Genomic DNA, 23,745 nt, shown 5'->3' on the forward strand with positions numbered 1-23,745 from the left:
CAATGGGGGTCTTCGTCTTCCTGCCGCTCGTCCTGCCCTTGACCGCCTGGCCCATCGCCCGCCTCGCCGAGCACCACCTCCACCCGCGCGCCGCCACCTGGCTGCTGACCGCGGTCGCCGCCGTGCTTGCCGTGTGCAGCACGCTGTGTCTCGCGCTGCTGGTCGTGGTCGGTACCGCGCAGCTGCCGGGCAACCCGCTGCCGGACGGCTGGTCGGATCCCGAGGTGCGCGCGGCGGTGCCGTACGACGAGATCGCCGGCAAGGTCGCCATCCCCGCGCTGATCGCAGTGATCGCCTCGTGCGCGCGGGCAGCCTGGCAACACCACCGGGTGTGTCTGCGCGCCGAGCAGGCGCTGGCAGGGCTGCCCGCCACGCCCGTGGTCGTCCTGCCCGACGAAGCCCCGTACGCGTACGCCCTGCCGGGCAGGCGGGGGACCGGCAGGATCGTGGCCACGACCGGAATGCTGGGGGCGCTCAGCGCACCCGAGCGCCGGGCCCTGTTCGCCCATGAACGCGCCCACCTCGCAGGTCAGCACCACCGGTTCCTGCTGGCCGTACAGCTGGCCGCGCGGGCGAACCCGTTCCTGCGGTCACTGCGGACCGCCGTGACGTACACCGCCGAGCGGTGGGCGGACGAGGAGGCGGCTGCCCGCGTCGGCAGCCGGCGCACCGTCGCGCGGGCGGTGGGCAAGGCCGCGCTGGTCTCCCGCGGCGCCCCGATCGCGACGCTCGCGGGCTTCGCGGCCACCGTGGGCCCTGTACCTCGACGGGTGGCCGCGCTGCTGGGGCCGGCCCCGGCAGCACGCCTGTGGCCGCCTGCCTTCACCGCCGCGGGTCTCGCCGCCTGGGGAGCCGCTGCCGGGACCACCATCTCGGCACTGTCCTCGGCGAACTCGGCGGTCACCTTGTTCTTTATCCTGCACGCCGCGACTCCGCTGTGACCGGTGCCCGGGAGGCCGAAGGCCGGGGTCGCTGATCGAGCGGCCCCGGCCTGGTCCCGTTCGGCTCAGAGGTCGAACTCGTGGGGCGGGAGGTCGAGGGCGTAGCAGGCCTCGCGGACGATGGCCTGCTCGGACTTGTCGAAGTCGCCGTCGGCGCCGCCGATGACGATGCCGATCTGGACGACGGCGCGGGCCTCGGCGGGCTTCTTCTTCGCCTTGGCGATCTCCTGCATCACGCTGACCTTGCCGAGGGCGAAGTCGGCGGCCAGCTTGTCGAGGTTGGCCTCGAAGCGCCGCTGGAGGTCGGTGGCGTCGAAGTTCTGCAGCACCTCGTTGGTCGTGATCAGCTGGGTCACGCGCTGCCGCTCGGAGGCGTCGACCGTGCCGTCGGCGGCGGCGACCAGGGCGCACATGGCCATCGACGCGTCACGGAAGGCGCCGCTGGTCAGTTCGTTCTTCTTCGCCATGAGCTGGGTCTGCATCGTCGATGCGGATTCCTTGAGGCGGTCCCACAGGGCCACGAGAACTCCATCTGTGTCGAGTTGGCGGATCCGGTCCGGACGAGCCTGGCCGAACGCCGGAATTGCTATATTTCCGCAGAAGCTGCCAGGTGGAAGTGAGAGAGCCTCAGCTCTCGTCGTCACCCTCCTCGGCACCTTCCTCGTCTTCCTCGAAGAAGTCGCCGACCTCGTCCACCACTTCGGCGGCGACCATCCCTCCGACGACACCGACCGCGAGGCCGGCCGCACCGGCGGCGACGACGGTTCCCATGCCCGGGCCGGAGCGGTGGCCGTGGTGGCCGTCTCCGTGCCCGTGACCGCCGCCCTGCCCGTACGGGGTCTCATGCGAGCCGTGCCCCGCGCGGTGGTCGATCAGCTGCCGGATCCAGGCGTCGACCTCGGAGTTCCAGTCCCGGTGCGGGACCTCGGAGTGGTCGATCCTGTGGCGGGAGAGGGCGTCGTGGCCCTCGGAGAAGAGGCCGCCGCGCTTGTCGGCTTCGAGTACGACCTCCAGGCCCGCAGCGTCGGCGAGGAAGGTCACCTCGATCTCGTTGACCTGGTGCGCGTATCGCGCGGGCGGGGTGAGTTCCAGCTCCTGGTAGAAGGGCAGCTGCTGGCCGGTGCCGCGGATGTGCCCCAGCTCCAGGTCGGCCGACTTGAAGCCGAAGCCGAGCTGGCCGAGGGCCTCCAGGACCGCCTCCTGGGCGGGCAGCGGCCGTACGGTGAGCGGGTCGAGGTCGCCGCTGTCCTTGGCGCCCGCGACCGACAGCTCCGTCCGTACGCCGAGGACGATGCCGAGGGCCTGTCCGTACAGCTCGGTGACCGGCGTCTCCCACGGCAGCGTCACGGCGAAGGGGACGGCGTGTCGCTCGTCCTCGGCGAGGCGGAAGCCGCCGCCGACGGTGAACCGGTCGAAGACGACCACGCCGTGCGACTCGCCGTCGTCGTGCTCGGCCTCTACCCGGGCGACGAGCTCCAGGGTGATGTGCTCGATGGCGAAGTCGGCCTTGCCGCCATGGAGGCGGACCTCGCCGCTGAGGGTGCCGCCGGGCACGGCGGAGACCGGATCCAGGACCGTGTCCACGGTCGGACCGCCCACACCGAGCGAGCCGAGCAACTTCTTGAACACCATGATGGCGTCCACTCCTTCATCTGTGCGTTCGGGCCGTGAGCCGGCGCACTCCCGCTGCGGGGAGGCACCGACCCACGAATCAGCGTTACTTGGCGGAGGTGTCCAGCGCGGCCGGCGCCTGGGCCCAGCGGACGTACTTCAGATCGGCGAGGTCGATCGAAGCCACGGCAGTCCTCCAGTGCGGTCGCCGCCACGTTTCTACATGACTGTAGAAACAAGCATAAGGGCGGAACGTTGCACAGGGGCAACAACCAAGGGGCCCTGGAGGAGAAAGTCCGGAAAATGCACCCCCCGACTCCGGAGCGATAGGCCGACGAATCCCTCCCGCGTCGCCGGGGACTTTACGAGCCCTTTACGATGAAGTCGGGGACAATCCCCAGAACCCATCCGCGGACCGGAGACGGTGCCGCCGAGTGCAGAAGGAGCAGCAGACCCGCAATGGGTGAACCTCCCAGTACGAGCCGTGCCACGCCCTGCCCGCAGATGATCGCGCCGGGAGCGGGGGTGGCACGGTGACCGAAGTCCTGCTGCTCCTTCTTGCGCTTGCCCTGACGCTGGCGTGCGCGGTGTTCGTCGCAGCCGAGTTCTCGCTCACCACCGTCGAGCGCAGCGAACTCGAACGGGCCGCCGCCGCCGGTGAACGCGGCGCCGAAGGCGCCCTGAAGGCCGCCAAGCGCCTCACCTTCCAGCTGTCCGGTGCCCAACTGGGCATCACCGTGACCTCTCTGGTCATCGGCATGCTGGCCGAGCCGTCCGTCTCGGCGCTGCTACGCGGCCCGCTTGAGGCCATCGGCCTGCCCGCCGGGGCCGTGTCGACCACAGCGACGCTGCTGGGCGTCGCGATCTCCACCGTCGTCCTGATGGTGGTCGGCGAACTGGTACCCAAGAACTGGGCGATCTCCCGGCCGCTGGCCGTGGCCAAGATCGTCGCCGGCCCGCAGCGCGGCTTCACGGCCGCGTTCGCCCCGCTGATCCGGCACCTGAACAACACCGCCAACCACCTCGTACGGCGCTTCGGCCTGGAGCCGGCCGAGGAGCTGGCCTCCGCCCGTACGCCCGAAGAGCTGGTGGCACTCGCCCGGCACTCCGCCCGCGCCGGCGCGATCGAGGCGGACTCCGCCGAGCTGTTCGTGAAGTCGCTGCGCCTGGCCGAACTGACCGCCGAGAACGTCATGACCCCACGCATCGACGTCCAGGCCCTGGAACTCCACGCGACCGCGGCCGACGCCGCGAACCTGACCCTGGCCACCGGCATCTCCCGCTTCCCCGTCTACCGCGACACGCTCGACGACGTCGTCGGCACCATCCACATCCGTGACGTCCTCGATCTCGATGAGGACAAGCGTTCGGTGACCTCGGTCGCCGACCTGATGACCTCGGCGCTGCTGGAGCCCCACTCCCTGCCCGTCGACACCCTCCTCGGGCGGCTGCGCAAGGCCCGCACCATGGCCGTGATCATCGACGAGTACGGCGGCACCGCCGGTGTCGCCACCATCGAGGACATCGTCGAGGAGGTCGTCGGCGAGGTGCGCGACGAGCACGACCCGATCGAGGCACCCGACCTCATCGAAGGCCCCGACGAGGACGGCCGCAAGGTCTGGGAGGCCGACGGCAGCGTCCGCCTCGACGAGCTGGAGGAGATCGGCCTGGCCGCGCCCGAAGGCCCGTACGAAACCCTTGCCGGGCTGATCGCCACAAGCCTGGAGCGCATCCCCGTCGAGGGCGACACCGTGGAGGTGGACGGCTGGGAGCTGTCCGTACTCGACATAGACCACCACCGCGCCGACCGTGTGTCGATCACGGCGCCCGCGATCTCCGCCGCCGATGAGGAGCAGGCCCGATGACCGCGATCCAGCTGCTGATCGGCGCCTTCACCCTGATCACCAACGCCTTCTTCGTCGGCGCCGAGTTCGCGCTGATCTCCGTACGCCGCAGCCAGATCGAACCGGCCGCGGCGAAGGGCAACCTCCGGGCGAAGACCACCCTCTGGGGCATCGAACACCTCTCCGCGATGATGGCCACCGCCCAGCTCGGCATCACCGTCTCCTCCCTGGTGCTCGGCGCGGTCGCCGAGCCGGCCATCGCCCACCTGCTGGAACCGCCGTTCCACGCCATCGGGGTGCCCGAGGCGCTGATCCACCCGATCGCCTTCGTCATCGCGCTCACCCTGGCGACGTACCTGCACATGCTCGTCGGCGAGATGATCCCCAAGAACATCGCGCTCGCCGCCCCGGCGCCGACCGCCCTGCTCCTCGGCCCGCCGCTGGTCGCCCTCACCCGGACCCTGCGCCCGTTCGTTTTCGGCATCAACGCCTTCGCCAACGCCCTGCTGCGGCTGCTGAAGGTCGAACCGAAGGACGAGGTCGGCTCCGTCTTCACCGACGACGAACTCGCCCGCCTCGTCAAGGACTCCAGCGCCGCGGGCCTCCTCGCCCCTGGAGACAGCGAACGCCTCCAGGACGCCCTCGAACTCGGCACCCGCCCCGTCGGCGAGGTGATGGTCCCGCTCGACAAGGTGGTGACCGTCCCCTGCGACATCACCCCCCGACGCCTGGAACGCACCGCCGCCGACCACGGCTACTCCCGCCTCCCCGTCATCGGACCCGCGGGCCGGGAGATCCTGGGCTACCTGCACATCAAGGACGCCCTGGCCGCAGGCGACCGCTCCGCCCCCTTCCCCCGCAGCGCCATGCGCCCCGTCACCACGGTCGCCCTCGACACCCCGCTCGACGACACCATGACCGCGATGCGCGACGCGGGCACTCACCTGGCTGCCGTCGCAGCGGCCACCGGCGCGGTGGTCGGCTTCGTCACAATGGAAGACCTCCTGGAGGAACTCGTCGGCGCCGCCCACGATCCCGATTCCTGACCCGGACCGAGCAGCGCGATGGCCGACACCCGATGGGGTGTCGGCCATCGGCCTGTCTCGCCCTCGCGCTCAGCCCCGTACGGCAATCACGATCCGCACCGCGCACACCGCGAGCACTGCGCCGGATACGGCCATGGTGATGACCACCCCGCGCGTGCTCTTGGGAAGATGCTCCGGGAGGCTCACCTCCTGCAGGCGCTTCGGATCGTAGATCACATCGAGACGGCCCCCGACCCGCACGGGCGGTAACACGAAGGGGCCCACGGTGTACTGCCTCGCGGGACCGCTCGGGGGCGTGTACTCCAGCAGCAGCTTCGAACCCGGCGCGACCTGGCCACGTTCACACAGACGGCAGAAGTTCGCACGCCCCGCTTCAACAGAGGGCTGGAGTGAACGTAGATACCAAACGAGATCCCGAAAACCAGCAGCCCGACCAGCACAGACATGGTGATCAACCAGGCGCCGATATCCTTCCCCGCCCGATGGAAAGCCCAGCTCATCGCGTACGGCCAGCAGGGACACAAGAGGCAGCTGCTCCCTGAGCGCCTACCTCGTGCTCTGCCTCACCGAGCGGACTGTGACTGCGGCACGAAGCACCGCGAGGGCGAGTGCGAGTGCGGATACCGCGATGATCAGCCGCCCGGCGTCGGGCGCGAAGAGCAGGATCTGGCGCAGGTCTGTGGCCACCTGGCCTGGAAGCACGGCATAGGCCGCAGCGGCCAGCAGCAGACATGCCGCCACCGCCGTTACGCCTCCCGCAAGAGCTCGGCGCCTGCTCACCTTCCTTGGCACGCCTGGCGGCCGGACCAGGCGGAACAAGGACCATGCGACCCCTGCCCCCAGCACGGTGGTGACGGCGGCCAGAGCGGTCAGCATGCGGCCGAGCAGCGGGTCCTCATCAGCTGGTTGCGGCTCGGCGCCGAGCAGGATGCGCAGTGCTCCGAAGGCTGTGGCGTTGAGCAGCTCGTCGTTCTGGGTGCCGTAGATGTTCTGCTCCACGACCACCGCGAGCTTCTTCTCAGGCGCGAGGATCAGGATGCTGTGGTAGCCGGGGGTCGCGCCGGCGTGCCAGACGGTGCGCACGCCCAGGTCGTCGAAGGCGTCGTCGCGCCAGCCGAGCCCGTACCGGTGGGCGTCGCGCACGGGTGCGGTCCCCGTGTGCATCTGGCGTATCCCGTCCTGGGACACCACGGTCTGCGGGCTGCCGAGTTGGGCGATGGCGAAGCGGCTCAGGTCCTCGATGCTCATGCCGAGGTATCCGTACGGCACGCCGGACGTGTCGAAGGGCGGGGCGTAAGCCTGCGGGCGGCCGAAGGAGTACCGGTGGCCGGGGGCCAGGCCCGCGTTCTCGGCGGTCCGGGCGTCGGTGATCGCCCCGGTCATGCCCAGCGGTTGGAGGACGGAATCGCGCAGGTGGTCGCCGAAGGGGCGCCCGGTGACCTGCTCGACCACGGCGGCGAGCAGCATGTAGTTGGCGTCGCTGTACTCGTGCCGCTCGCCCGGGAGGGCGTTCAGCCGGACATCGGCCAGACTGCGCGCCAGCCGCAGGATGCCGCCGGGCTCATTGTCGTAGCGGTCGGATCGGAGATAGCCATCGCGCTCGGAGATCCCGCTGGTGTGGGTGAGCAGTTGGCGCACGGTGATGCGTTCGCCGCCGTCACCCGAGGGCGTGAACCAGGGCAGGTGCTCACGCACCGGCCCGTCCAGGGCGATCCTGCCTTCCTCGGCCAGCCGCATGACAGCCATGGCGGTGACCGGCTTGGACACCGAGCCGATGAGGAACGGGGTCCGGGGCGTGACAGGCGTCCCGTTCCCGTCCCGTCCCCACGTGCGCTGATGCACCACCTGGTCGGCGCTGATGACGGCGTACGCCAGACCGGGCGCGCGAGTGCGCTCCCTCTGCTCCTGTATGTACGCATCGACCCGGGTGAAGTCGCCCTGTGCCCGGTCGGCCGCAGTGGCAGGTCGTACAACTCCCACAACTCCCAGGAATAAGAGGGTCACCAGACCCACTGCGCTCAAACGTCGCACGCCCCACCTCCATAACCATACGACCGTACGGTTATGACGTTACCGTACGGCTATATGGTTAAGCCATGCCTCGTGTTGCCGACCATGACGAACGCCGCCTCCAAGTCGCCGCCGCGGTGCGGCGGCTCATCGCCGCCGAGGGCCTGACAGGTGTGACCGTCGCCAGGACCGCCGCCGAGGCGGGGATTTCGGTCGGGCTCGTCCAGCACTACTTCCGCAACAAGGACGAGATGCTGCTGTTCACCTACGGCCACGTCCTGGAGCGGATCGAGCACCGGGTGACCGCCCTGATCGCGCGCTCCGAATCCATCGGTACACGCATCGAGCACATCGTCCTCGACGCGCTGTCGGAGAGCATGCCGCTGGACGACGAGCGCCGGCAGGAATGGCGGGTCGCGCTCGCCTTCACCGGCCGCGCGGCCGACGAGCCCCGGCTCAGCGAGGTCAAGGTCGCCGCCCTGAACCGCACGCGCGCCCTTCTCGTACAGGCGCTCACCAATGCCAAGGAGTGCGGCGAGGTCGCCCCGGAGACCGACTCGGCGCGAGAGGCGGCACGTATCGCGGCGTACGCCGAGGGCCTCACCGCCCACCTCTACGCCGACCCCGCCGGGATGCCGCCCGCCGCAGCCCTCGCCGCCCTCGGCGACCACCTCGCCACCGTCTTCTCCGGCCAATGCCGCCTCCGCCGTCGGGCCCCCGGCGAGCGCCCGACGTAGGCCCGCCCAGGCCGATCAACTCGTCGATCAGCACACCAGGCTCCTGCTCCCGCGGCGCGGATGGGGGTCAATCGCCGGGCCCTTCGGGATCAGCCGCTTGCCGAACCGGCGTGGTCAGCGCTGCTGCGCTGGGTGGCTGAGACGGACGCCTGCGGGCACTCGCCCTGGCACTTCACGACGGCTTCACAGAAGCCGCACGACGATGCTTGCGCTGAAGGGCGCGTGAAGCGCACACCCACCGACTCGACACGGCGGTCGACGTACCGTCACAAACTCTTGTGCGCCCCCTGATGAGGAAAACGCCCGTCAGGGACACCCCCTCATCTCGCCCCCTGTCACGACAAGGGGCACGAGAGCCCAGGTCAGCGACGCCGGATGCGTGAGCGGACGTGCTGGAACGGGCCGGTCTGGAGCGGATGAGACGGCACAGTGCAGCGCTCTGACCAGGCATTGCCGGACCTCGGTGGACGGAGCGGAATGCTCCGGCACGATCTTGCCGGGACTTTTAATCCGTTGGTTGTCGGTTCGAGTCACCGCCGTCTTCGGGTGGGGCGCTTTGCCGTGCCTGGGGCGTCCGGTGGTCTGATGTGAGCCCGAGGTGAGCCCGGCGGTACGAACGGCCTGCCGCGGGACCAGCCTCACCGCGGCCCCGGCAGCCATCCGCGCGACCTCGGGCAGGACGCTGGTGTACGTGTCCGAGGTGATGGTGAGGGAGAAGTGGCCGAGCAGCGTCTGTACGACCTTCATCCCCTGACTGTGCCCGTTCCTCGATCAGGCTGGGTTAACCGGAGCAGGCGCTGGGGCCGCTGGTGGCCTCCTCCACGATCGACCAGCGGGCGCTGACTCCGCTGCTGTGGCATACCGCCGTTCGGGGGATCGGGAACGCGGACTATCCGTAGGCCTTCGAGGTGGCTGTCGCCCGGCAGTCGGAAGCCGTCGATGCGATCACCGACAACGAGGACCGGCCCGACTTCCACCACACGATCGAGCCGCTGGAGGTGTCGGGACAACTCGTCACCTACATGTCGGAGGCGTTCTTCCCTCAACTCATGGCCGGTGACACCCCGGACCTGGTGGCGATGGAGACGGGCATCACCGCTCTCCTCACCCGGCACGAGGAGCAGACGGTTCCTACGTCAAGACGACGCAACCCCGTTGTCTGAGGAGGTCGATTAGACCTGTCTCGGGCTCAATATTGTTCCAGCGGAGGTCTAGTTTTTCGAGTGAGGGCAGTCCGGCCAGCCAGTCCGGCAGACTGCTGAGGTGGTTGCTCCGTAGGTCGAGGTGGCGGAGCAGTGGGAGCCCCGCCAGGGGCTCCGGGAATTCCGCCAGTGCGTTTTCCCGGAGGTCAAGGTGACGCAGTTCGGCCAGGTCGGCGACGGATTCCGGTAGGCACCTCAGCGCGTTGCCACGTAGCCATAGCTCGCGGAGGTTGCGAAGCCGACCGATGGTGCCAGGCAGCGCGGCCAGGTGATTGCACTGGGCACGAAGCTCCACCAGCCCGGTCATTGCGGCGGTGGTCTCCGGGAGACTGGTGAGATGGTTCTCGCCGACATTGAGGTAGCGGAGTCCGCTAAGCCGCCCCAAGGATGGGGGAAGCTCCTTCAGCTGGTTGTCGTGCAGATAGAGATACTCGGTGAGGGGCAGCTCGGTGAGTCCATCTGGTACCGAGGCAAGCTCGTTGTGCCCCAGGTCCAGTGTGTGCAGATGCCGTAGCCGTCTGATCTGTGGGGAGATGTGTTTCAACTCATTGTCCGCAAGGATCAGCACCTGGAGTTCGGTCCGCTGCCATAACGACTCTGGCAGTACCCCGAGCTTGTGCTTCCACAGGTTGAGCGTCGTTGTCACGCGGTCATCCCTTCCAGGGCTGATCGGCATCGCTGTCGTAGCTTATGTTCGGTGCCGCCGGCTTCAGGCAAGCAGAACGCGTTTCCGACGGAGTTGGAAGCCGGCGCGGCCAAACATCTGACGCTTGAGCATCTTGCGCTGCTGGAGGCGGGTTAGAGTCGCCGCGCGAGCCGCTCCGTCCGCTGACCATGACGGTCGTCGGCGAAGGGCCACCAGCGGACCAGGGCGATCGAGCGCCCGGGGCTCGCGGACCGCGTGGAGGTCGTAGCAGGCGGGTCGGCCGCCGGGTCCGAGACTGTTTCCGACCGCGCCCCGCCGGCACCCCGCCAGCCAGTTCGACTACAGAACGTTACTGGGCTGAGAGACCGTGCTGGACGCCGACGGAGCGAGGGGCGCACTGTCCAGCCACGCGAAAGCCACCTCCCCCAGCGGGCAACACAGCCCGCTTCCGGAGGCGGCTCCCTGCGTGACTGCCCGTCAGAATATCCGTCCGGCGTGCGTCACGCGTGCGTCACGTGCGTCAGATTTGCGTCAAGATATCGCCCGTAACGCACGTATTGCACATAACGCACACTCACCGAAACCGCAGGTCAGAGGCCCTTTTCGGTGGGCTCAAGGATCGCCACGCACTCCACGTGGTGGGTCATCGAGAACAGATCGAAGACGCAGATGCAGCAGCTGGGATCGGCGCCGTCGGCCAAGTCTCGGGCCAGGGCCAGCGGTCAGCCCTTGCGGACAACCCACAAGACGGCCACCCAGAGGCAGCCGGAGCCCTTGGGCGCCCGCTCAGAACGGCTCACGCACCGGGACCGGGATGATCACCAAGTGCCGGCCCGCCCGCCGTCGTACGCACGATCCGCGCGCGTACGACGACACGAGACGATCCGTTCGAGGTGGGCAAGGGCCTGAAACGTCGAGACCGCTCCTGCGGCTCAGTGCGAGGAGGCCCGTCTATGGACGGCCCGCTCGCGGTCCTCCGGCGCCAGCCTGACCCATAACCGGGCAACTTGTTCCAGCTCCGCTTCCGGCGTCACCGCTCGCCGGCAAGGTCGAGGTCTCCGGCCCGGGCGTCGCTCGACGGGAGAGCCACCGGCTTCGGGCGACGCCACGGGTGGGCGATCGGACGGGAGACCGGGCGCCACCAGGGATCCACGGGCAGCGTTCCGGCAGGCTCGAAGGGCTCGCCGGGACGCGGGAGCGCCACCGGCTGGCCGGCCTCTTCGGCGGCGTCTACCGTCCACTCCCCCGGCTCCGCCCAGGCGTGGGGGGAGAGGTTGAAGGTGCCCCAGTGGATCGGCAGCATCACTCCGTGCGGGGTCCCGCCCTGGAGGTCGAGGTGGGCGCGCATGCCCTCCTCCGGGGTCATGTGGATGTCCGGCCAGTACTCGCTGTAGGCGCCGATCTGGATCATCGTGGCGTCGAAGGGGCCGTGCGCGGCGCCGATCTCCTTGAAGCCGGGGAAGTAGCCGGTGTCCCCGCTGTGGAAGATCCGGTGCTCCTCGCCCGCGACCGCCCAGGAGGCCCAGAGGGTGTGCTGCTGGTTGCGCAGGCCGCGCCCGCAGAAGTGGCGGGCCGGAGTGGCGGTGAGCGAGAGGCCGGCGATCCTGGTGGTCTCGTTCCAGTCCAGCTCGCGGATCCGGTCCTCGGACACGCCCCAGCGCTCCAGGTGCGCGCCGACGCCCAGCGGCACCGCGAAGACGGTGTCCGTGCCGGCCAGGGCCTTGATCGTGGGCAGGTCGAGGTGGTCGTAGTGGTCGTGCGAGATCACCACCGCGTCGACCGGACCCAGCACGGCCAGCGGCACCGGCACCGGGTGCAGCCGCTTGGGGCCGGCGAAGGGGAAGGGAGAGCACCGCTCTCCCCAGACCGGGTCGAACAGCACCCGGCGCCCGTCGATCTCCGCGAGCACGCTGGAGTGGCCCATCCAGGTCAGCCGCAGGCCGCTGACCGGCGGTTTCGCCAGGTCGGCCAGGGTGGTCGGATGGACCGGGATGGGCGCGCCCGGGCTGCGGCGGAGGCGCTGCTCCTTGTGGAAGTAGATCTTCGCGAACTCGCGTTTGGAGCCGGACGGCCTGGTACGCGCCCCGACCGGGTTCTGGAAGACGCCGTCCGCGAAGTTCGGCGAGCGGCGGATCCGCTCCATCCGCTCGCCGGACGGGTCCGCGCCGAAGGCTTCGGACCGCAGCTCACGCAGCTGCTGACGCAAGGGACGGGAGCCGGTCAAGGCGCCTCCTGGGACGGTGGTGGTAGGGACGGTGTACTAGGTGTCTGCCCTTCCCAACGCACACCGAGGCCGAAGGATTCCGCTCCCGGCGCCCGTCCCCTCAGTCACAGGGGAAGCAGGTCCGGGCGCTTGGGCTCCACATGGTCTCCGGAGGACTCCCCGCGCAGCCGCCGCCCGATCCACGGGACCAGGTGTTCGCGCGCCCACTGGATGTTGTCCCGGGTGACCTCCGCGGAGCCGCGCGGCCTCAGCGGCGGCCAGGGCTGGTCGGGATCGGCGGGCACCTCGAGGCCGAGTACCTGGCCGGCCCGCAGGGCGACCCGGGTGTGGCCTTCGGGTGAGAGGTGCAGCCGGTCGTCGTCCCAGGCCCGCCGGTCCTGTACGGACTTCAGCGACCAGAGGTCGAGCACCGGGCAGTCGTACCGGTCGGCGATGGCCCGGACGTGTGCGGTGTACGTGGCCACCTTGCCCCTCAGGTGCCGGAGCACGGGCACGCCGCGGGTGTCGAAGCCGGTGGTGATCATGACCAGGCCGACGGCCCGGGTGAGGTCGGCGACCGCCGCCTCGAAGCGTTCGGCCACGTCGTCGGGGTCGCTGCCGGGCCGGATGATGTCGTTCCCGCCGGCGCAGAAGGTCACCAGGTCGGGTGCGAGCTCCTTGGCCCGCGGTACCTGCTCGGCCACGATCTGGTCGAGCAGCCGCCCCCGCACGGCGAGGTTGGCGTACCGGAAGTCGTGCTCCTCGCGGCGGTCGGCCAGCAGGACGGCCAGCCGGTCGGCCCAGCCGACGAAGGTGTCCCCCGGTCCCGGGTCCCCCACACCTTCGGTAAAGCTGTCACCGATCGCCGCGTATGAGCCAATGGTCTGGAATGTCGAGTTCGTCGTATCGTCGTCGCCTGCCACGTCGGCTTATCTTTCCCCGACACCTGTGACCTACGCGACCGTAGCCAGGGGTTGACGGACCGTGATCTTTGCCACCCGCCCGCGAGGAATACCGCCGGGGCCGGGAATCCCCCTCGGATTCCCGGCCCCGGCCTACTGGCGGACTTCAGTCCGTCAGACGCTCACACCCTTCGAGCGGAGGTAGCTCAGCGGGTTGATGTCCGAGCCGTAGTTCTTCCCGGTGCGGATCTCGAAGTGCAGGTGCGGGCCGGTGGAGTTGCCGGTGGAGCCGACGAGGCCCACCTGCTGGCCGGCGGTGACGCTCTGGCCGACCGAGACCGAGAGCTGCGACATGTGGCCGTACTGCGAGTAGTGGCCGTCGGCGTGCTTGATGATGACCTCGTTGCCGTACGAACCGGCCCAGCCGGCCGAGACCACGGTGCCGGCGCCGACCGCCTTCACGCTGGTGCCGGCCGTCGCGGCGAAGTCCACGCCGGAGTGCATGCCGCTGGACCACATGGCCCCGCTGGCCTTGTACGGGGTGGAGACGCGGGCGGTGACCGGGGCGACGAAGCCGCCGGCGGTGGCCGCACCGGAGGACTTCGTGTCAGCGGCAGAGTTCCCGGCCGGGGCGGGCTCCTGCTCGGGCGCCGGGGCCGGGGCCGCCTGCTCCTGGGCCGGGGCCGCCTGCTCGGGGGCGGGGGCTGCCTGCTCGGGGGCGGGGGCGACCTCGGCAGGCTGCTCGGGGGCCGGCGCGGCCTCGGCAGGCTGCTCCTGCGCGGCCTGGGCGTCGGCGGGAGCCTCGGCGGCGGCCTGGGCCGCACCCTGGCCCTGGCCCGGGGCGCCGACCTTCAGCTTCAGGCCCGGGTGGATCATCGACGGGTCGGAACCGACCGCCTCGCGGTTGTTGTCGTACAGCTGCTTCCAGCCGCCGCCGACCTGCCGGTCCTGGGCGATGTCCGAGAGGCAGTCGCCGGAGACCACGGTGTAGACGGAGGGAAGCTGGACCGCCTTGGGGGCGGCGGCCGGCACGGCCAGGGACTGGATCTGCGTCTGGACGGCGACCCGGGCGGCGCTCTGGGCCGCCAGCGCGGTGGGGGCCTGGGTGACGGGGAGTTCGGCGGCGTTCGCGCCGGTGGCACCCAGCAGCGGGAGCGCGAGGGCCGCACCGCCGGTGCCGGCCGCGACGAAACCGCGGGCTATCGGGCTGGACTTGGGACGGCGGTGCTTACCCTTTGCAGGCATGGCGAATTCCTCTCCGTCGCCTGCGAGGTGAGCTGTCGGGTTCGGACTGGAGATGTCCGGCAGTACATCCGATGCACATCACATGTACATCGGGTGTACGGCTTCACCCCGAGCCGTCCCGGCACAAAGATCCGGAACAGCGGCTTACCTGGTTCCCCCGCTCCTGCCGCGCACGTGAATGGTCGGGTGCGGTTTTCCGGGAGGCGGCAGGATTCGGCGTTCCACCCGGATCGGTCGTGACCGTATTCCAATTCGGGCGCACAGAACAAGCCATGAATTTGCGGTAGGAATCATGAAAGTGATGGATCACCGGAATTCCCGTCACCCTCTGTCCATTCCGGACCGGCAACACCCGTTCGGGCAAGGCAATTCGGCCACGCCGAGCCGCCACTCAACGTCACCGTATGATCCTGCTCACGAGGCATCACCGACGCGGAGGAGTTCCCGTGACGCAACAGATACCCCACCATTCGTCCACTGAGCCCGAACTGTCCGGAGTGCGCAACTTCCGTGATGTGGGCGGTTTGTCGACCTCGGATGGGCGACAGGTCAGATCGGGAGTTCTGTTCCGAAGCGGACATCTCGCACATGCCACCGAAACCGACGCAGAGTTTCTCGCCTCGCTCGGACTGCACACCATCTTCGACTTCCGGAACTCCGCCGACCACGCCTTGGAGGGACCCGACGTCACCCTGCCGGGTGTCCGGAATGTCGGCATTCCTCTCTCCGACCCGGCGGACGGCAAGGAGTTCTGGAAGATGGTCCGCGACGGCGACCTCGAGCAGCTCCGAGGACTGCTGGGCGAGGGCCGGGCGGCGGCCCGGATGACCCGGTCCTACCGGGAGATCATCCGGACCCGCACCGCCGAGCACAGCCGGGTGGTGCACGCCCTGGCCGAGGACAGCGTGCCGGCCCTGATGCACTGCGCCGCCGGCAAGGACCGCGCCGGGCTCTCCATCGCCGTCACCCTGCTCGCGCTCGGTGTGGAGCGGGAGGCGATCCTGGCGGACTACCTGGAGTCCAACGCGCCGCACCGCCGCTACCGGGTCCGCCGCAGCAGCGACTCCGCGGAAGCCCGCTCCCCCGAGGTGATGGCCCTGCTCGCCCCGCTGTTCGACGCCCGCGCCGAGTACCTGGAGGCGGCCTTCGACACCATCGGGGAGACCTGGGGCAGCGTCCCGGCGTACCTGGCCGAGGGCCTCGGGCTCAGCCCCGAGACCCTCGACCGCCTGCGCGAACGACTCCTCGACTAGCCGAAACCAGCCGTGCCCGAAGCAGGCCGTCAGCGGTTGGCGACGGCCTGCTTCACCAGGGTCCGGCCGAAGTCCCACATCAGGCCGCCGCCGCCGTGCGCCTCGTCCATGACCGCCCGGAAGGCGGTCACGAACCGGTCCACGTCCTGCTCGTCCACGACCAGCGGCGGGATCAGCTTGATCACCTCCAGGTGGTCCCCGGAGACCTGCGTGAGGATCCGGTGCCGCTGCAGCAGCGGCACCACCACCATCTGCGCGAACAGGCCCTTGCGGGCCGCCTGCAGCATGGTCCACCGGCTGCGCAGGCCCAGCGAGGACGGCCGGCCGAACTCGATGCCGATCATCAGCCCGCGCCCCCGCACCTCGTGCAGCAGCTCGTACTCGTCCACCAGGGCGGCCAGCCGCCCGCGCAGCAGGTCCCCCATCGCCCGGGCGCGGGCCACCAGGTCCTCCTGCTCCAGCACCGACAGGACCGCGAGCCCCGCCGCCATGGCCTGCGCATTGGAGCCGAAGCTGGCCGAGTGGACCAGCACCCGGTCCATGGAGGAGTAGACCTTCTTGAAGATCCAGTCCTTGCCGAGGGTGGCCCCGACCGGCACGTACCCGCCCGAGAGGGCTTTCGCCACGCAGACCAGATCCGGCTCGACGCCGCCTTCATGCTGGTACGCGTAGAAATCTCCGGTACGTCCGAGCCCGGTCTGCACCTCGTCCGCGATGAGCAGCGCCCCGTGCCGGTGGAGCAGCTCCCCGGCCGCCCGCAGGAAGCCGGGCGGGGTCTCGTGCACCCCCTTGCCCTGGATCGGCTCCACCACAAAGGCCGCCACATCGCCCTTGCGCAGTTCCCGCTCCAGCGCCGCCAGGTCGCCGAGCGGGACGGCGGTGTCCGGCAGCAGGGGTGCGAAGCCCTCGCGGAAACCGTTCTCGCCGTTGACCGAGAGGGAGCCCGTGGTGAGCCCGTGGAAGGCGTGGGCGCAGTAGAGGATTCTGGGTCGGCCGGTGACGTACCGGGCGAATTTCAGCGCGGTCTCCACGGCCTCGGTGCCGCTGTTGCCGAAGAAGACCCGGTCCAGGTGCGGGCTGTGCGCGAGCAGCTTTTCGGCGAGCAGCCCGGGCAGTGGCTGGCAGTCGAACCGGGTCAGATCGGCCAGCTGGGCGTCCAGGACGTCGTGCAGCGCCTTCCGGACGACCGGATGGTGCCGGCCCAGGCCCATCACCCCGAACCCGGCGAGCATGTCGAGGTAGTCGTTCCCCTCGGCGTCCCAGAAGTGCGCGCCCTCGGCCCGGACGTAGACCTTGTCGAAGCCGATGGTGTGCAGCATCCGGGGCAGCTGGTGGTTGAGGTGGCGGGTGTGCAGCTCGTACCGTTCCGCTCCGCGCTCGGCCAGCAGGGCCCGGAGGTCGAACTCGGTCACGACTTCTCCCGGTTCCCCGAGACCGTCTCGCGGGCGGCGCGCAGGGACTCCTTCAGCGATCCCATGGTGGCGAGGACCGCGGTGGGCTCGTATCCGCAGTGCGCCATGCAGTTGGCGCAGCGCGGGTCCTTCCCGCGGCCGTACTTCTCCCAGTCGGTGTCCTCGATGAGCTCCCGGTACGTCGGCACGTACCCGTCACTCATCAGATAGCAGGGCCGCTGCCAGCCGAACAGCGAGTAATTCGGAATGGCCCAGGCAGTGCAGGGGAAATCCGCCCGGCCTTCGAGGAAGTCCAGGAAGAGCGGGGAGTGGTTGAGCCGCCAGCGGCGCCGGTTGCCACCTGCGAACGCCTTGCGGAAGAGTTCCCTGGTCTGTTCGACGCCGAGGAAGTGTTCCTGGTCGGGGGCCTTTTCATAGGCGTAGGCGGGCGAGATCATCATTTCGTCGACGCGCAGTTCGTCGTTGAGGTAGTTGAGTACCTCGATGACGGTCTGCGGGGTGTCGGTGTTGAAGAAGGTCGAGTTGGTGGTGACCCGGAAGCCGGCCTTCTTGGCCTCCTTGATGGCCGCCACCGCCTCGTCGAATACGCCTTCCTTGGCGACCGACTCGTCGTGCCTCTCCCGCAGCCCGTCGATGTGGACGGCGAACGCGAAGTACGGGGAGGGGGTGAAGTCCGCGAGCTTCTTGCGCAGCAGCATGGCATTGGTGCAGAGGAAGACGTACTTCCTGCGAGCCACCAATTGGCGCACGATCTCGTCGATGTGCGGGTGCATCAGCGGTTCACCGCCGGCGATGGACACCATGGGTGCGCCGGATTCCAGGACGGCGCCGACCGCCTGGGCGACCGGCATCCGCTGCTTGAGCACCCCGGCAGGGTGCTGGATCTTGCCGCAGCCCTCGCACTTCAGATTGCAGGCGAAGAGCGGCTCCAGCTCGACGATGAGCGGGAACTTCTCGCGCTTGCGGAGCTTCTGTTCGAAGAGATAGGTCCCGACCCTGATGGACTGTCGCAGCGGCATGGCCATCTGGCTCACCTCCTGGGGAGCAGCGAAGAGTGGTGCCAATCGAAGAATGCGGGCAACACGGCACGGAGAACACGGAAGGCCGATATTCCACCGCGGACCGTGCCGATACGGACGAGCTCGTGCTCCGGAGCGTCCACGATCACCCGGACGGCCGCAACCGGTGGCCCTCCGGCGGGGCGGAGCAGCTCCCCCGTCGGGGACTCGCCCGGATTCCGGTTCCGGGCGGCGGCCCACAGCGTGGCGGCCGACTCCATGTCGACCGCGATGGCCCCGCCGGCCCGCAGCTCCGCGCGCTCGTGGCCGCGTACGACATGGTCGGAGCCGGTGAGGAGGCCGGTGTGGACGGTCCGGCCGGGCAGGGCCCGGGCCAGCGCCGCGGCGAGCAGCGCGGTGTCGTCGCAGCGCACGGTCCCGCGGGGGTCGCGGGTCGCCTCGGCCACCACCAGGTCCCCGGGGTGCATGCCGGGGACCAGGCCGGCACAGAATCCGGTGGCGACCACGGCCGCCCCGGCCATGCCGGGGCGGGCCAGCACCCGGTCCACCGCGCGCTCGGCGGCGCGCGGTCCCATGCCGGTACGGATGACCGTGACCGGACCGGGCGGGGCCCCGGCCCGCTCCACCGGGCCCAGGGCGAGGCGCTCGATGCCGAGGGCGCAGGCGACGAGCAGCGGCGGTCCCGGCCGGGCGGGCGGCATCAGCTGCCTCCGGGCCGGGCCGGAAGGGCCCGGCCACCGGCCTCGAACGGGTCCCCGTACAGGTACCGGCCGAGGGCGGTGAGCGGGAACACCAGTCGGTACAGGTGGTAGTTGATGGAGAAGTCCCAGGGGAATCCGGTGCCGGTGAAGTACGGCTCGTCCCAGGAACCGTCCGCCCGCTGGGTGTCCACCAGGTGGTGGATGCCGCGTTCCACCGCCTTGCCCTCGCGCTCGCCGGCCGCAAGCAGGGCGAGCAGCGCCCAGGCGGTCTGCGAGGGGGTGGAGGCGCCGCGGCCGGCCCACCCGGCCGGGTCCCGGTAGGACCGCTGGTCCTCGCCCCAGCCGCCGTCGTCGTTCTGTACGGATTCCAGCCAGGCCACCGCCCGCCGGACCGCCGGGTGCGAGCCGGGGATCCCGGCGGCGGTCAGGGCCGGCACCACCGAGCCGGTGCCGTAGACGTAGTTGGTGCCCCAGCGGCCGAACCAGGAGCCGTTGGCCTCCTGTTCGCGGAGCAGCCAGGCGATGCCGCGCCAGGTCCGGGGATCGCCCGCCCGGCCCTCGGCGGCGAGCATCTCCACCACGTGTGCGGTGACGTCGGCGGAGGGCGGGTCGATGACCTCGCCGAAGTCGCAGAACGGCAGCCGGTTGGGGAAGGGGCTGGTGTTGTCGGCGTCGAAGGCGCCCCAGGCCCCGTTCTTCGACTGCATGCCGAGGTTCCAGGACACCCCGCGGGCGATGGCCCCCTCCAGCCTGGCCTGGTCGGGGTAGGCGATCCGGCGCAGGGCGAGGACGACCTCGGCGGTGTCGTCGATATCGGGGTAGGTGTCATTGTGGAACTCGAACGCCCAGCCGCCGGGGGCGAGTTGGGGGCGGCGCACGGCCCAGTCCCCGGTACGGGCGATCTCCTCGCCGAGCATCCAGTCGGCGGCCCGGACCAGCGCCGGGTGATCGGGCCGCAGGCCCGCGTCGGCCAGGGCGATGGCGGCGAGGCAGGTGTCCCACACCGGGGACTGGCAGGCCTCGATCATGCGGGCACCGTCCTCGCGCCAGACGGCGAACCGGTCGAGGGAGGCCAGGCCCGCCTTCATCACCGGATGCCCGAGGTCGTAGCCGAGCAGGTGCAGGGCGATGACGGAGTACACGGCGGGCGGCTGGATACCGCCCCAGCAGCCGTCGTTCTCCTGCCGCTCGATGATCCAGCGGGCGGCGGAGTCCATGGCCGCCCTGCGCAGCCGGCGCGGGGCCACCTTGTGGTACAGGTGCAGGGCCTTGTCCATGCGCTGGAAGGCGCCCTCCCAACTGGCCACCGGGGCGAGCGGCTGGGCCGGGTGGGGGTTGCGGGCGTCGGTGTGCAGCTCGTCCAGCCGGAAGGGGGCCGGCCGGACCGGCCGCTTCGCGGAGACCACGGTCAGCGGCACGATGGTCTGCCGGGCCCAGCAGCCGAAGTCGTAGATGTTGAGCGGCACCCAGGGGGGCAGGAAGACCAGCTCGGGCGGGAGTTGGGGCAGGTGGTCCCAGCTCCACCAGCCGAACAGGGCCAGCCAGATGCGGGTGAAGACCCGGGCTGCGGCAAGGCCGCCGTGCGCCCGGATCCAGGCCGAGGCGCGGGCCATGTGCGGGGCGTCGGGCTCGTCCCCAGCGAGGCGCAGGGCGACGTACGCCTCGATGGTGGCGGAGAGTTCGGGGGGTCCGCCGTGGAAGGTGGCCCAGGTGCCGTCCTCGCACTGCTCGCCGCGGATGAAGCGGGCGGCGGCGCGGGTTGTGGCCTCGTCCCGGATGCCGAGGAACTGCCTCAGCAGCAGGTCTTCGGCGTCCATGGTGACGTTGGTCTGGAGGTCGCCCTTCCACCATCCGTCCGGGTGCTGCCGGGCGAGCAGGTGCTCGGTGGCCCGCACGGCGGCCTCCTCGGCCGAGCCGCGCCCGGTCCGCCCGGGCTGCCCGTCCGGCCGCGGCAACAGGTCCACGGCCACGCCACCCGACCGCCCGCCGGCGAAGCCGACGGTCACCCCTGGTGTCGGCGCCGGTCCGGGCTCGGCGACCAGGGCGGCCTCGGGCCCCGGTGGGGCGGCGAAGCCGGCGGGCTGCGTCGGGCCGGCCGGGCCCGTGGGAGTGCTGCCCGGGCCCGGCTCTGCCGTGGTGGCCCCGCTGGCGGACTCCGGTGGCGGCGCGTCATGGCCGGCCGGGATCCGGCGGAGCAGTTCCGCTCCGGTTCCGCTGTCCGGTTCGCCGCCCGGGAGGCCGGCCGAACCGTCCGTCGTCGCTGTCATGGCTTCCCCTTCGTGCAGTGTCGTCTGCTGTGCTGGGGTCTGCCGTCGGCCGGCGCGGCCCGACAGAGATCTGTCGGGCCGGGCCGGCCGGCGACTGGCGGTTCATATCCGCTTGAGCGTGGCGTTCACCTCTTGCGTACGACGACGAAGTCGGCCAGCGCCACGAGCTGTTCGCGGACCCGCTCCGGCATGTCCACCTCGCTCAGGGCCTTGACGGCCACCGTGTGCTGGCGGCGCGCCTCCTCGGCGGTCCATGCCCGGCCGCCCGCCTGCTCGATGAGTGCGGCACGGTGCGCGAACTCCTCCTCCGAGAAGTTCGCGAAGTCGCTGCTCTTGGCGTCCGCGGCGAGCAGCTCGGCGAGCTCGGCCGAGGCCGGGCCGCCGGCCGCGAGGGCCGCGACCACGGGCAGGGACTTCTTGCGCTGCCGCAGGTCGCTCCAGGTCTGCTTGCCGGTGGAGTCCGGGTCGCCCCAGATGCCGAGCAGGTCGTCGACGGCCTGGAAGGCGAGGCCGAGGTGGTAGCCGTACTCCTCCAGCTTGTCGGCGGTACGGTCGTCCGCCCCGCCGAGCACCGCGCCGATGGAGACCGCGCAGGCGAGCAGCGCGCCGGTCTTGTTGCCCTCCATCTCCAGGCATTCCTCGACGCTGACGCTCTCGCGGTGCTCGTAGGAGATGTCCTGGGCCTGCCCGTCGATGAGCTTGCGGGTGGCGGTGGTCAGCCGGCGGGTGGCGCGGCCCGCCTCGACCGTGCCGAGTTCCAGCAGCACCTCGTTGGCGAGGGCGAACAGGGCGTCGCCGACCAGGATGGCCTGGGCCGGGCCGTGCACCTTCCACACCGTGTCGCGGTGCCGGCGCTGCTCGTCGCCGTCCATCAGGTCGTCGTGCAGCAGCGAGAAGTTGTGCACGAGTTCCACGGCGACCGCGCCGGGGATGCCGACTTCGGCCGGGACCCCCGCGGCCTCCGCGGACAGCAGGGCGAGCGCCGGGCGCACGGCCTTGCCGCCGTCCCCGTCCGCCGGATTGCCCTGGGCGTCGATCCAGCCGAAGTGGTAGGCGGCGACGGTGTCCATGGGTGGTGCGAGCCGGTCGACGGCCGCGCGGAGCACGGGCGTCGAGAGCGTACGGCCGCGCTCCAGCAGCGCGAGCGTGTCCGCCTTCTCGACGTTGCCCGTGTGATTCCCCGGGTTCACTGGCTCTCCTCTGGTTCCTGTACGTGCTGTGCCGGTGGTGCTGGTGAGGGTCATGCCGCCTCCTGCAGAGGGTTCACGCGGGGGCGGCCCAGCACGGCGAGCGCGGCGTGGGCCGCGACGATGCCGCTCCGGACGGCGCTCTCCATGGTCGCGGGCCAGCCGGTGGCCGTCCACGATCCCGCGAGGTAGAGACCGGGCGCATCGGTGCGCGCGGCGGGGCGCAGCCGGCCGACGCCGGGGGTGGGGGCGAACGTCGCCGTCCGCTCCCGGGTGACGAAGAAGTCGCGGATCTTGGCGCCGCGCGCGGCCGGGAGCAGCCGCTCCAGTTCGGGCAGGTACTTCTCGCGCAGCACCGTGACGGGTTCGTCGATGTCGTCCTGCGCGACCGACTGGGACAGGGCGAGGTACTGTCCGCCGTCGGTGAGCCCGGAGGCCTCGGTGCGGTCGAAGACCCACTGCACCGGGGAGCCGAGGGCGGCGAAGAAGGGCTGCCGGAGCACCTTGCGGTCGTAGACGACGTGCACGTTGAGGATGGGTGCGGTGCCGATGTCGAGGAGCTTGTCGCGGTCGTCGAGGGCGCCCTGCGGGAGCAGTACGTGGGCCTCGCGCTGGGGTACGGCGAGGACCACGGTGGCCGCCTCCAGGCTCTCGCCCTCGGTGTCGACCCGCCAGTTCCCGTCCTCGGTACGGGAGATGGCGGTGACCCGGGTGCGCAGTTCGGTCCGTACCCCGGCCGCGTCCAGGGCCTTGCGGGCCAGGGTGTCGTGGAGGTCGCCGAGCGGGACCCGGGCCCAGCCGATGTCGGCGGCGCCGGGTTCGGACAGCAGGCCGGTCTTGAAGACCATGGCGGCGAGGCCCAGGGAGGACTGCTCGGCGGTGGCGTTGAGGGTGGCGATGCCGACGAGGTCCCAGAGGGCCTCGATGGCGCGCGGGGACTGGCCGTAGCGGCCGAGCCAGGTCGCGAAGTCGACCCCGTCCAGGGCGGGGTCGGCGGGGTCGAGCCGGCGCAGTGCGAGGGCGGCCCGGCCGACGGCGGCGCGTTCGGCCAGCGACAGGTGCGGGTAGCGGGCGAGCGCGCCGGCCAGGTGCAGCGGTACCGGCAGCGCGCTGCGCCGCAGCCGTCCCAGCCGGGGTCCCTTGGGGTGGGCCACGTCGAGCACGGGGACGTCGAGCCGGTCCTGGAGCGGGGCCAGCGCGGTGCCGTCGATCCGGTCCAGGAACCACCGGTAGGCGGTGCAGCAGCGCAGGTAGACGTGCTGGCCGTTGTCGACGGTGAGGTCGCCGCGCTTGAAGGAGAAGGCGAGGCCGCCGAGCCGGGGCCGGCCCTCGAGCAGGGTGACCCGGAGGCCGGCGTCGGCGAGTTCCAGTGCGGCGGTGACGCCGGCGAGTCCGCCGCCGACGACCACGGCGGTGTTCTGCGCGGTCATGAGCCCTCCCTGTCGGGCCGCTGGTACGTAAACCGGCCACTCGGGGCGTGCCCCGGCCGGTAAGACGCGCCCGCCCGGACAGGGGTTGC

At 70.7% G+C, this 23,745-nt stretch carries 20 protein-coding genes and 1 riboswitch; of the genes, 6 read left to right on the plus strand and 14 right to left on the minus strand.

What is annotated here, in order from left to right; genetic code table 11:
- Window positions 1–2 precede the first annotated feature (2 nt).
- On the plus strand, window positions 3–941 hold the full coding sequence (locus tag ABT123_RS18145) for a M56 family metallopeptidase (protein ID WP_351315136.1): 939 nt from the start codon (window positions 3–5) through the stop codon (window positions 939–941).
- 65 nt (window positions 942–1,006) lie between these two features.
- On the opposite strand, the gene ABT123_RS18150 is transcribed toward ABT123_RS18145, so the two are convergent.
- Window positions 1,007–1,462, minus strand: a complete 456-nt coding sequence (locus ABT123_RS18150) for a tellurite resistance TerB family protein (RefSeq protein WP_351315139.1) — start codon at window positions 1,460–1,462, stop codon at window positions 1,007–1,009.
- Window positions 1,463–1,568: 106 nt separating this feature from the next.
- Complete coding sequence (locus ABT123_RS18155) at window positions 1,569–2,573, minus strand: sporulation protein (protein ID WP_351315142.1); 1,005 nt, start codon at window positions 2,571–2,573, stop codon at window positions 1,569–1,571.
- A 512-nt stretch (window positions 2,574–3,085) separates the two neighbouring features.
- Between ABT123_RS18155 and ABT123_RS18160 the strand changes: the two genes are divergently transcribed.
- Window positions 3,086–4,417, plus strand: a complete 1,332-nt coding sequence (locus ABT123_RS18160) for a hemolysin family protein (RefSeq protein ID WP_351315145.1) — start codon at window positions 3,086–3,088, stop codon at window positions 4,415–4,417.
- Window positions 4,414–5,442, plus strand: a complete 1,029-nt coding sequence (locus ABT123_RS18165; protein ID WP_351315147.1) for a hemolysin family protein — start codon at window positions 4,414–4,416, stop codon at window positions 5,440–5,442. Before ABT123_RS18160 ends, ABT123_RS18165 begins: the two co-directional genes overlap by 4 nt.
- Window positions 5,443–5,511: 69 nt before the next feature.
- Here ABT123_RS18165 and ABT123_RS18170 read toward each other — a convergent pair whose 3' ends face one another.
- On the minus strand, window positions 5,512–5,964 hold the full coding sequence (locus ABT123_RS18170) for a hypothetical protein (protein ID WP_351315150.1): 453 nt from the start codon (window positions 5,962–5,964) through the stop codon (window positions 5,512–5,514).
- A gap of 24 nt (window positions 5,965–5,988) precedes the next feature.
- Window positions 5,989–7,422: a serine hydrolase domain-containing protein gene (locus ABT123_RS18175; protein ID WP_351315153.1), complete on the minus strand. Its 1,434-nt coding sequence runs from the start codon at window positions 7,420–7,422 to the stop codon at window positions 5,989–5,991.
- 116 nt (window positions 7,423–7,538) lie between these two features.
- On the opposite strand from ABT123_RS18175, the gene ABT123_RS18180 reads away from it, so the two are divergent.
- Window positions 7,539–8,189 (plus strand): TetR/AcrR family transcriptional regulator, encoded by a 651-nt coding sequence (locus tag ABT123_RS18180; RefSeq protein ID WP_351315155.1) that lies wholly within the window; start codon window positions 7,539–7,541, stop codon window positions 8,187–8,189.
- 908 nt (window positions 8,190–9,097) lie between these two features.
- The gene (locus ABT123_RS18185) at window positions 9,098–9,352 is read left to right on the plus strand and encodes a hypothetical protein (protein ID WP_351315157.1); all 255 of its coding nucleotides are present in this window, start codon (window positions 9,098–9,100) and stop codon (window positions 9,350–9,352) included.
- On the opposite strand, the gene ABT123_RS18190 is transcribed toward ABT123_RS18185, so the two are convergent.
- The 4 genes from ABT123_RS18190 to ABT123_RS18205 all read right to left on the minus strand — a co-directional run bounded on the left by ABT123_RS18190 (window position 9,321) and on the right by ABT123_RS18205 (window position 14,387).
- Complete coding sequence (locus ABT123_RS18190) at window positions 9,321–10,037, minus strand: leucine-rich repeat domain-containing protein (protein WP_351315160.1); 717 nt, start codon at window positions 10,035–10,037, stop codon at window positions 9,321–9,323. The two genes, ABT123_RS18185 and ABT123_RS18190, sit on opposite strands and share 32 nt — an antisense overlap.
- Window positions 10,038–11,067: 1,030 nt before the next feature.
- Entirely contained in the window at window positions 11,068–12,261 is a 1,194-nt protein-coding gene (locus ABT123_RS18195) for an MBL fold metallo-hydrolase (protein ID WP_351315163.1), read from the minus strand.
- A 104-nt stretch (window positions 12,262–12,365) separates the two neighbouring features.
- On the minus strand, window positions 12,366–13,163 hold the full coding sequence (locus ABT123_RS18200) for an SGNH/GDSL hydrolase family protein (RefSeq protein WP_351315165.1): 798 nt from the start codon (window positions 13,161–13,163) through the stop codon (window positions 12,366–12,368).
- Window positions 13,164–13,316: 153 nt separating this feature from the next.
- Window positions 13,317–14,387: a M23 family metallopeptidase gene (locus tag ABT123_RS18205; protein ID WP_351315168.1), complete on the minus strand. Its 1,071-nt coding sequence runs from the start codon at window positions 14,385–14,387 to the stop codon at window positions 13,317–13,319.
- 2 nt (window positions 14,388–14,389) lie between these two features.
- A riboswitch (cyclic di-AMP (ydaO/yuaA leader) is annotated at window positions 14,390–14,582 on the minus strand.
- 251 nt (window positions 14,583–14,833) lie between these two features.
- Here ABT123_RS18205 and ABT123_RS18210 point away from each other — a divergent pair.
- On the plus strand, window positions 14,834–15,640 hold the full coding sequence (locus ABT123_RS18210) for a tyrosine-protein phosphatase (protein WP_351315171.1): 807 nt from the start codon (window positions 14,834–14,836) through the stop codon (window positions 15,638–15,640).
- Between the two features lie 29 nt (window positions 15,641–15,669).
- Here the strand turns inward: ABT123_RS18210 and ABT123_RS18215 are convergent, their stop codons facing one another.
- The 6 genes from ABT123_RS18215 to hpnE all read right to left on the minus strand — a co-directional run bounded on the left by ABT123_RS18215 (window position 15,670) and on the right by hpnE (window position 23,656).
- Window positions 15,670–17,052, minus strand: coding sequence for an aspartate aminotransferase family protein (locus ABT123_RS18215; RefSeq protein ID WP_351315174.1), 1,383 nt, complete (start codon window positions 17,050–17,052; stop codon window positions 15,670–15,672).
- Complete coding sequence (gene hpnH, locus ABT123_RS18220; RefSeq protein ID WP_351315177.1) at window positions 17,049–18,077, minus strand: adenosyl-hopene transferase HpnH; 1,029 nt, start codon at window positions 18,075–18,077, stop codon at window positions 17,049–17,051. Before hpnH ends, ABT123_RS18215 begins: the two co-directional genes overlap by 4 nt.
- 5 nt (window positions 18,078–18,082) lie before the next feature.
- Window positions 18,083–18,772 carry a phosphorylase family protein gene (locus ABT123_RS18225; RefSeq protein WP_351315180.1) on the minus strand — a complete coding sequence of 230 codons (690 nt, stop codon included), beginning with the start codon at window positions 18,770–18,772 and terminating at the stop codon, window positions 18,083–18,085.
- The gene (gene shc, locus ABT123_RS18230) at window positions 18,772–21,039 is read right to left on the minus strand and encodes a squalene--hopene cyclase (protein ID WP_351315183.1); all 2,268 of its coding nucleotides are present in this window, start codon (window positions 21,037–21,039) and stop codon (window positions 18,772–18,774) included. Before shc ends, ABT123_RS18225 begins: the two co-directional genes overlap by 1 nt.
- Window positions 21,040–21,164: 125 nt before the next feature.
- Window positions 21,165–22,283, minus strand: a complete 1,119-nt coding sequence (locus tag ABT123_RS18235) for a polyprenyl synthetase family protein (RefSeq protein WP_351315186.1) — start codon at window positions 22,281–22,283, stop codon at window positions 21,165–21,167.
- Entirely contained in the window at window positions 22,280–23,656 is a 1,377-nt protein-coding gene (gene hpnE / locus ABT123_RS18240) for a hydroxysqualene dehydroxylase HpnE (RefSeq protein ID WP_351315188.1), read from the minus strand. Before hpnE ends, ABT123_RS18235 begins: the two co-directional genes overlap by 4 nt.
- Window positions 23,657–23,745: the final 89 nt, after the last annotated feature.

This window comes from Streptomyces sp. NPDC002054, assembly GCF_040296685.1.
In the GTDB taxonomy this organism is placed as follows: Bacteria; Actinomycetota; Actinomycetes; order Streptomycetales; family Streptomycetaceae; genus Streptomyces.

What these genes read in the sequence shown, in the direction of transcription:
- ABT123_RS18145 (WP_351315136.1), top strand. Translation starts at nt 3, where the DNA reads ATGGGGGTCTTCGTCTTCCTGCCGCTCGTCCTGCCCTTGACCGCCTGG.
- ABT123_RS18155 (WP_351315142.1), bottom strand. Translation starts at nt 2,573, where the DNA reads ATGGTGTTCAAGAAGTTGCTCGGCTCGCTCGGTGTGGGCGGTCCGACC.
- ABT123_RS18165 (WP_351315147.1), top strand. Translation starts at nt 4,414, where the DNA reads ATGACCGCGATCCAGCTGCTGATCGGCGCCTTCACCCTGATCACCAAC.
- ABT123_RS18180 (WP_351315155.1), top strand. Translation starts at nt 7,539, where the DNA reads ATGCCTCGTGTTGCCGACCATGACGAACGCCGCCTCCAAGTCGCCGCC.
- ABT123_RS18205 (WP_351315168.1), bottom strand. Translation starts at nt 14,387, where the DNA reads ATGCCTGCAAAGGGTAAGCACCGCCGTCCCAAGTCCAGCCCGATAGCC.
- hpnH (WP_351315177.1), bottom strand. Translation starts at nt 18,077, where the DNA reads ATGGCCATGCCGCTGCGACAGTCCATCAGGGTCGGGACCTATCTCTTC.
- ABT123_RS18225 (WP_351315180.1), bottom strand. Translation starts at nt 18,772, where the DNA reads ATGCCGCCCGCCCGGCCGGGACCGCCGCTGCTCGTCGCCTGCGCCCTC.
- shc (WP_351315183.1), bottom strand. Translation starts at nt 21,039, where the DNA reads ATGACAGCGACGACGGACGGTTCGGCCGGCCTCCCGGGCGGCGAACCG.
- ABT123_RS18235 (WP_351315186.1), bottom strand. Translation starts at nt 22,283, where the DNA reads ATGACCCTCACCAGCACCACCGGCACAGCACGTACAGGAACCAGAGGA.
- hpnE (WP_351315188.1), bottom strand. Translation starts at nt 23,656, where the DNA reads ATGACCGCGCAGAACACCGCCGTGGTCGTCGGCGGCGGACTCGCCGGC.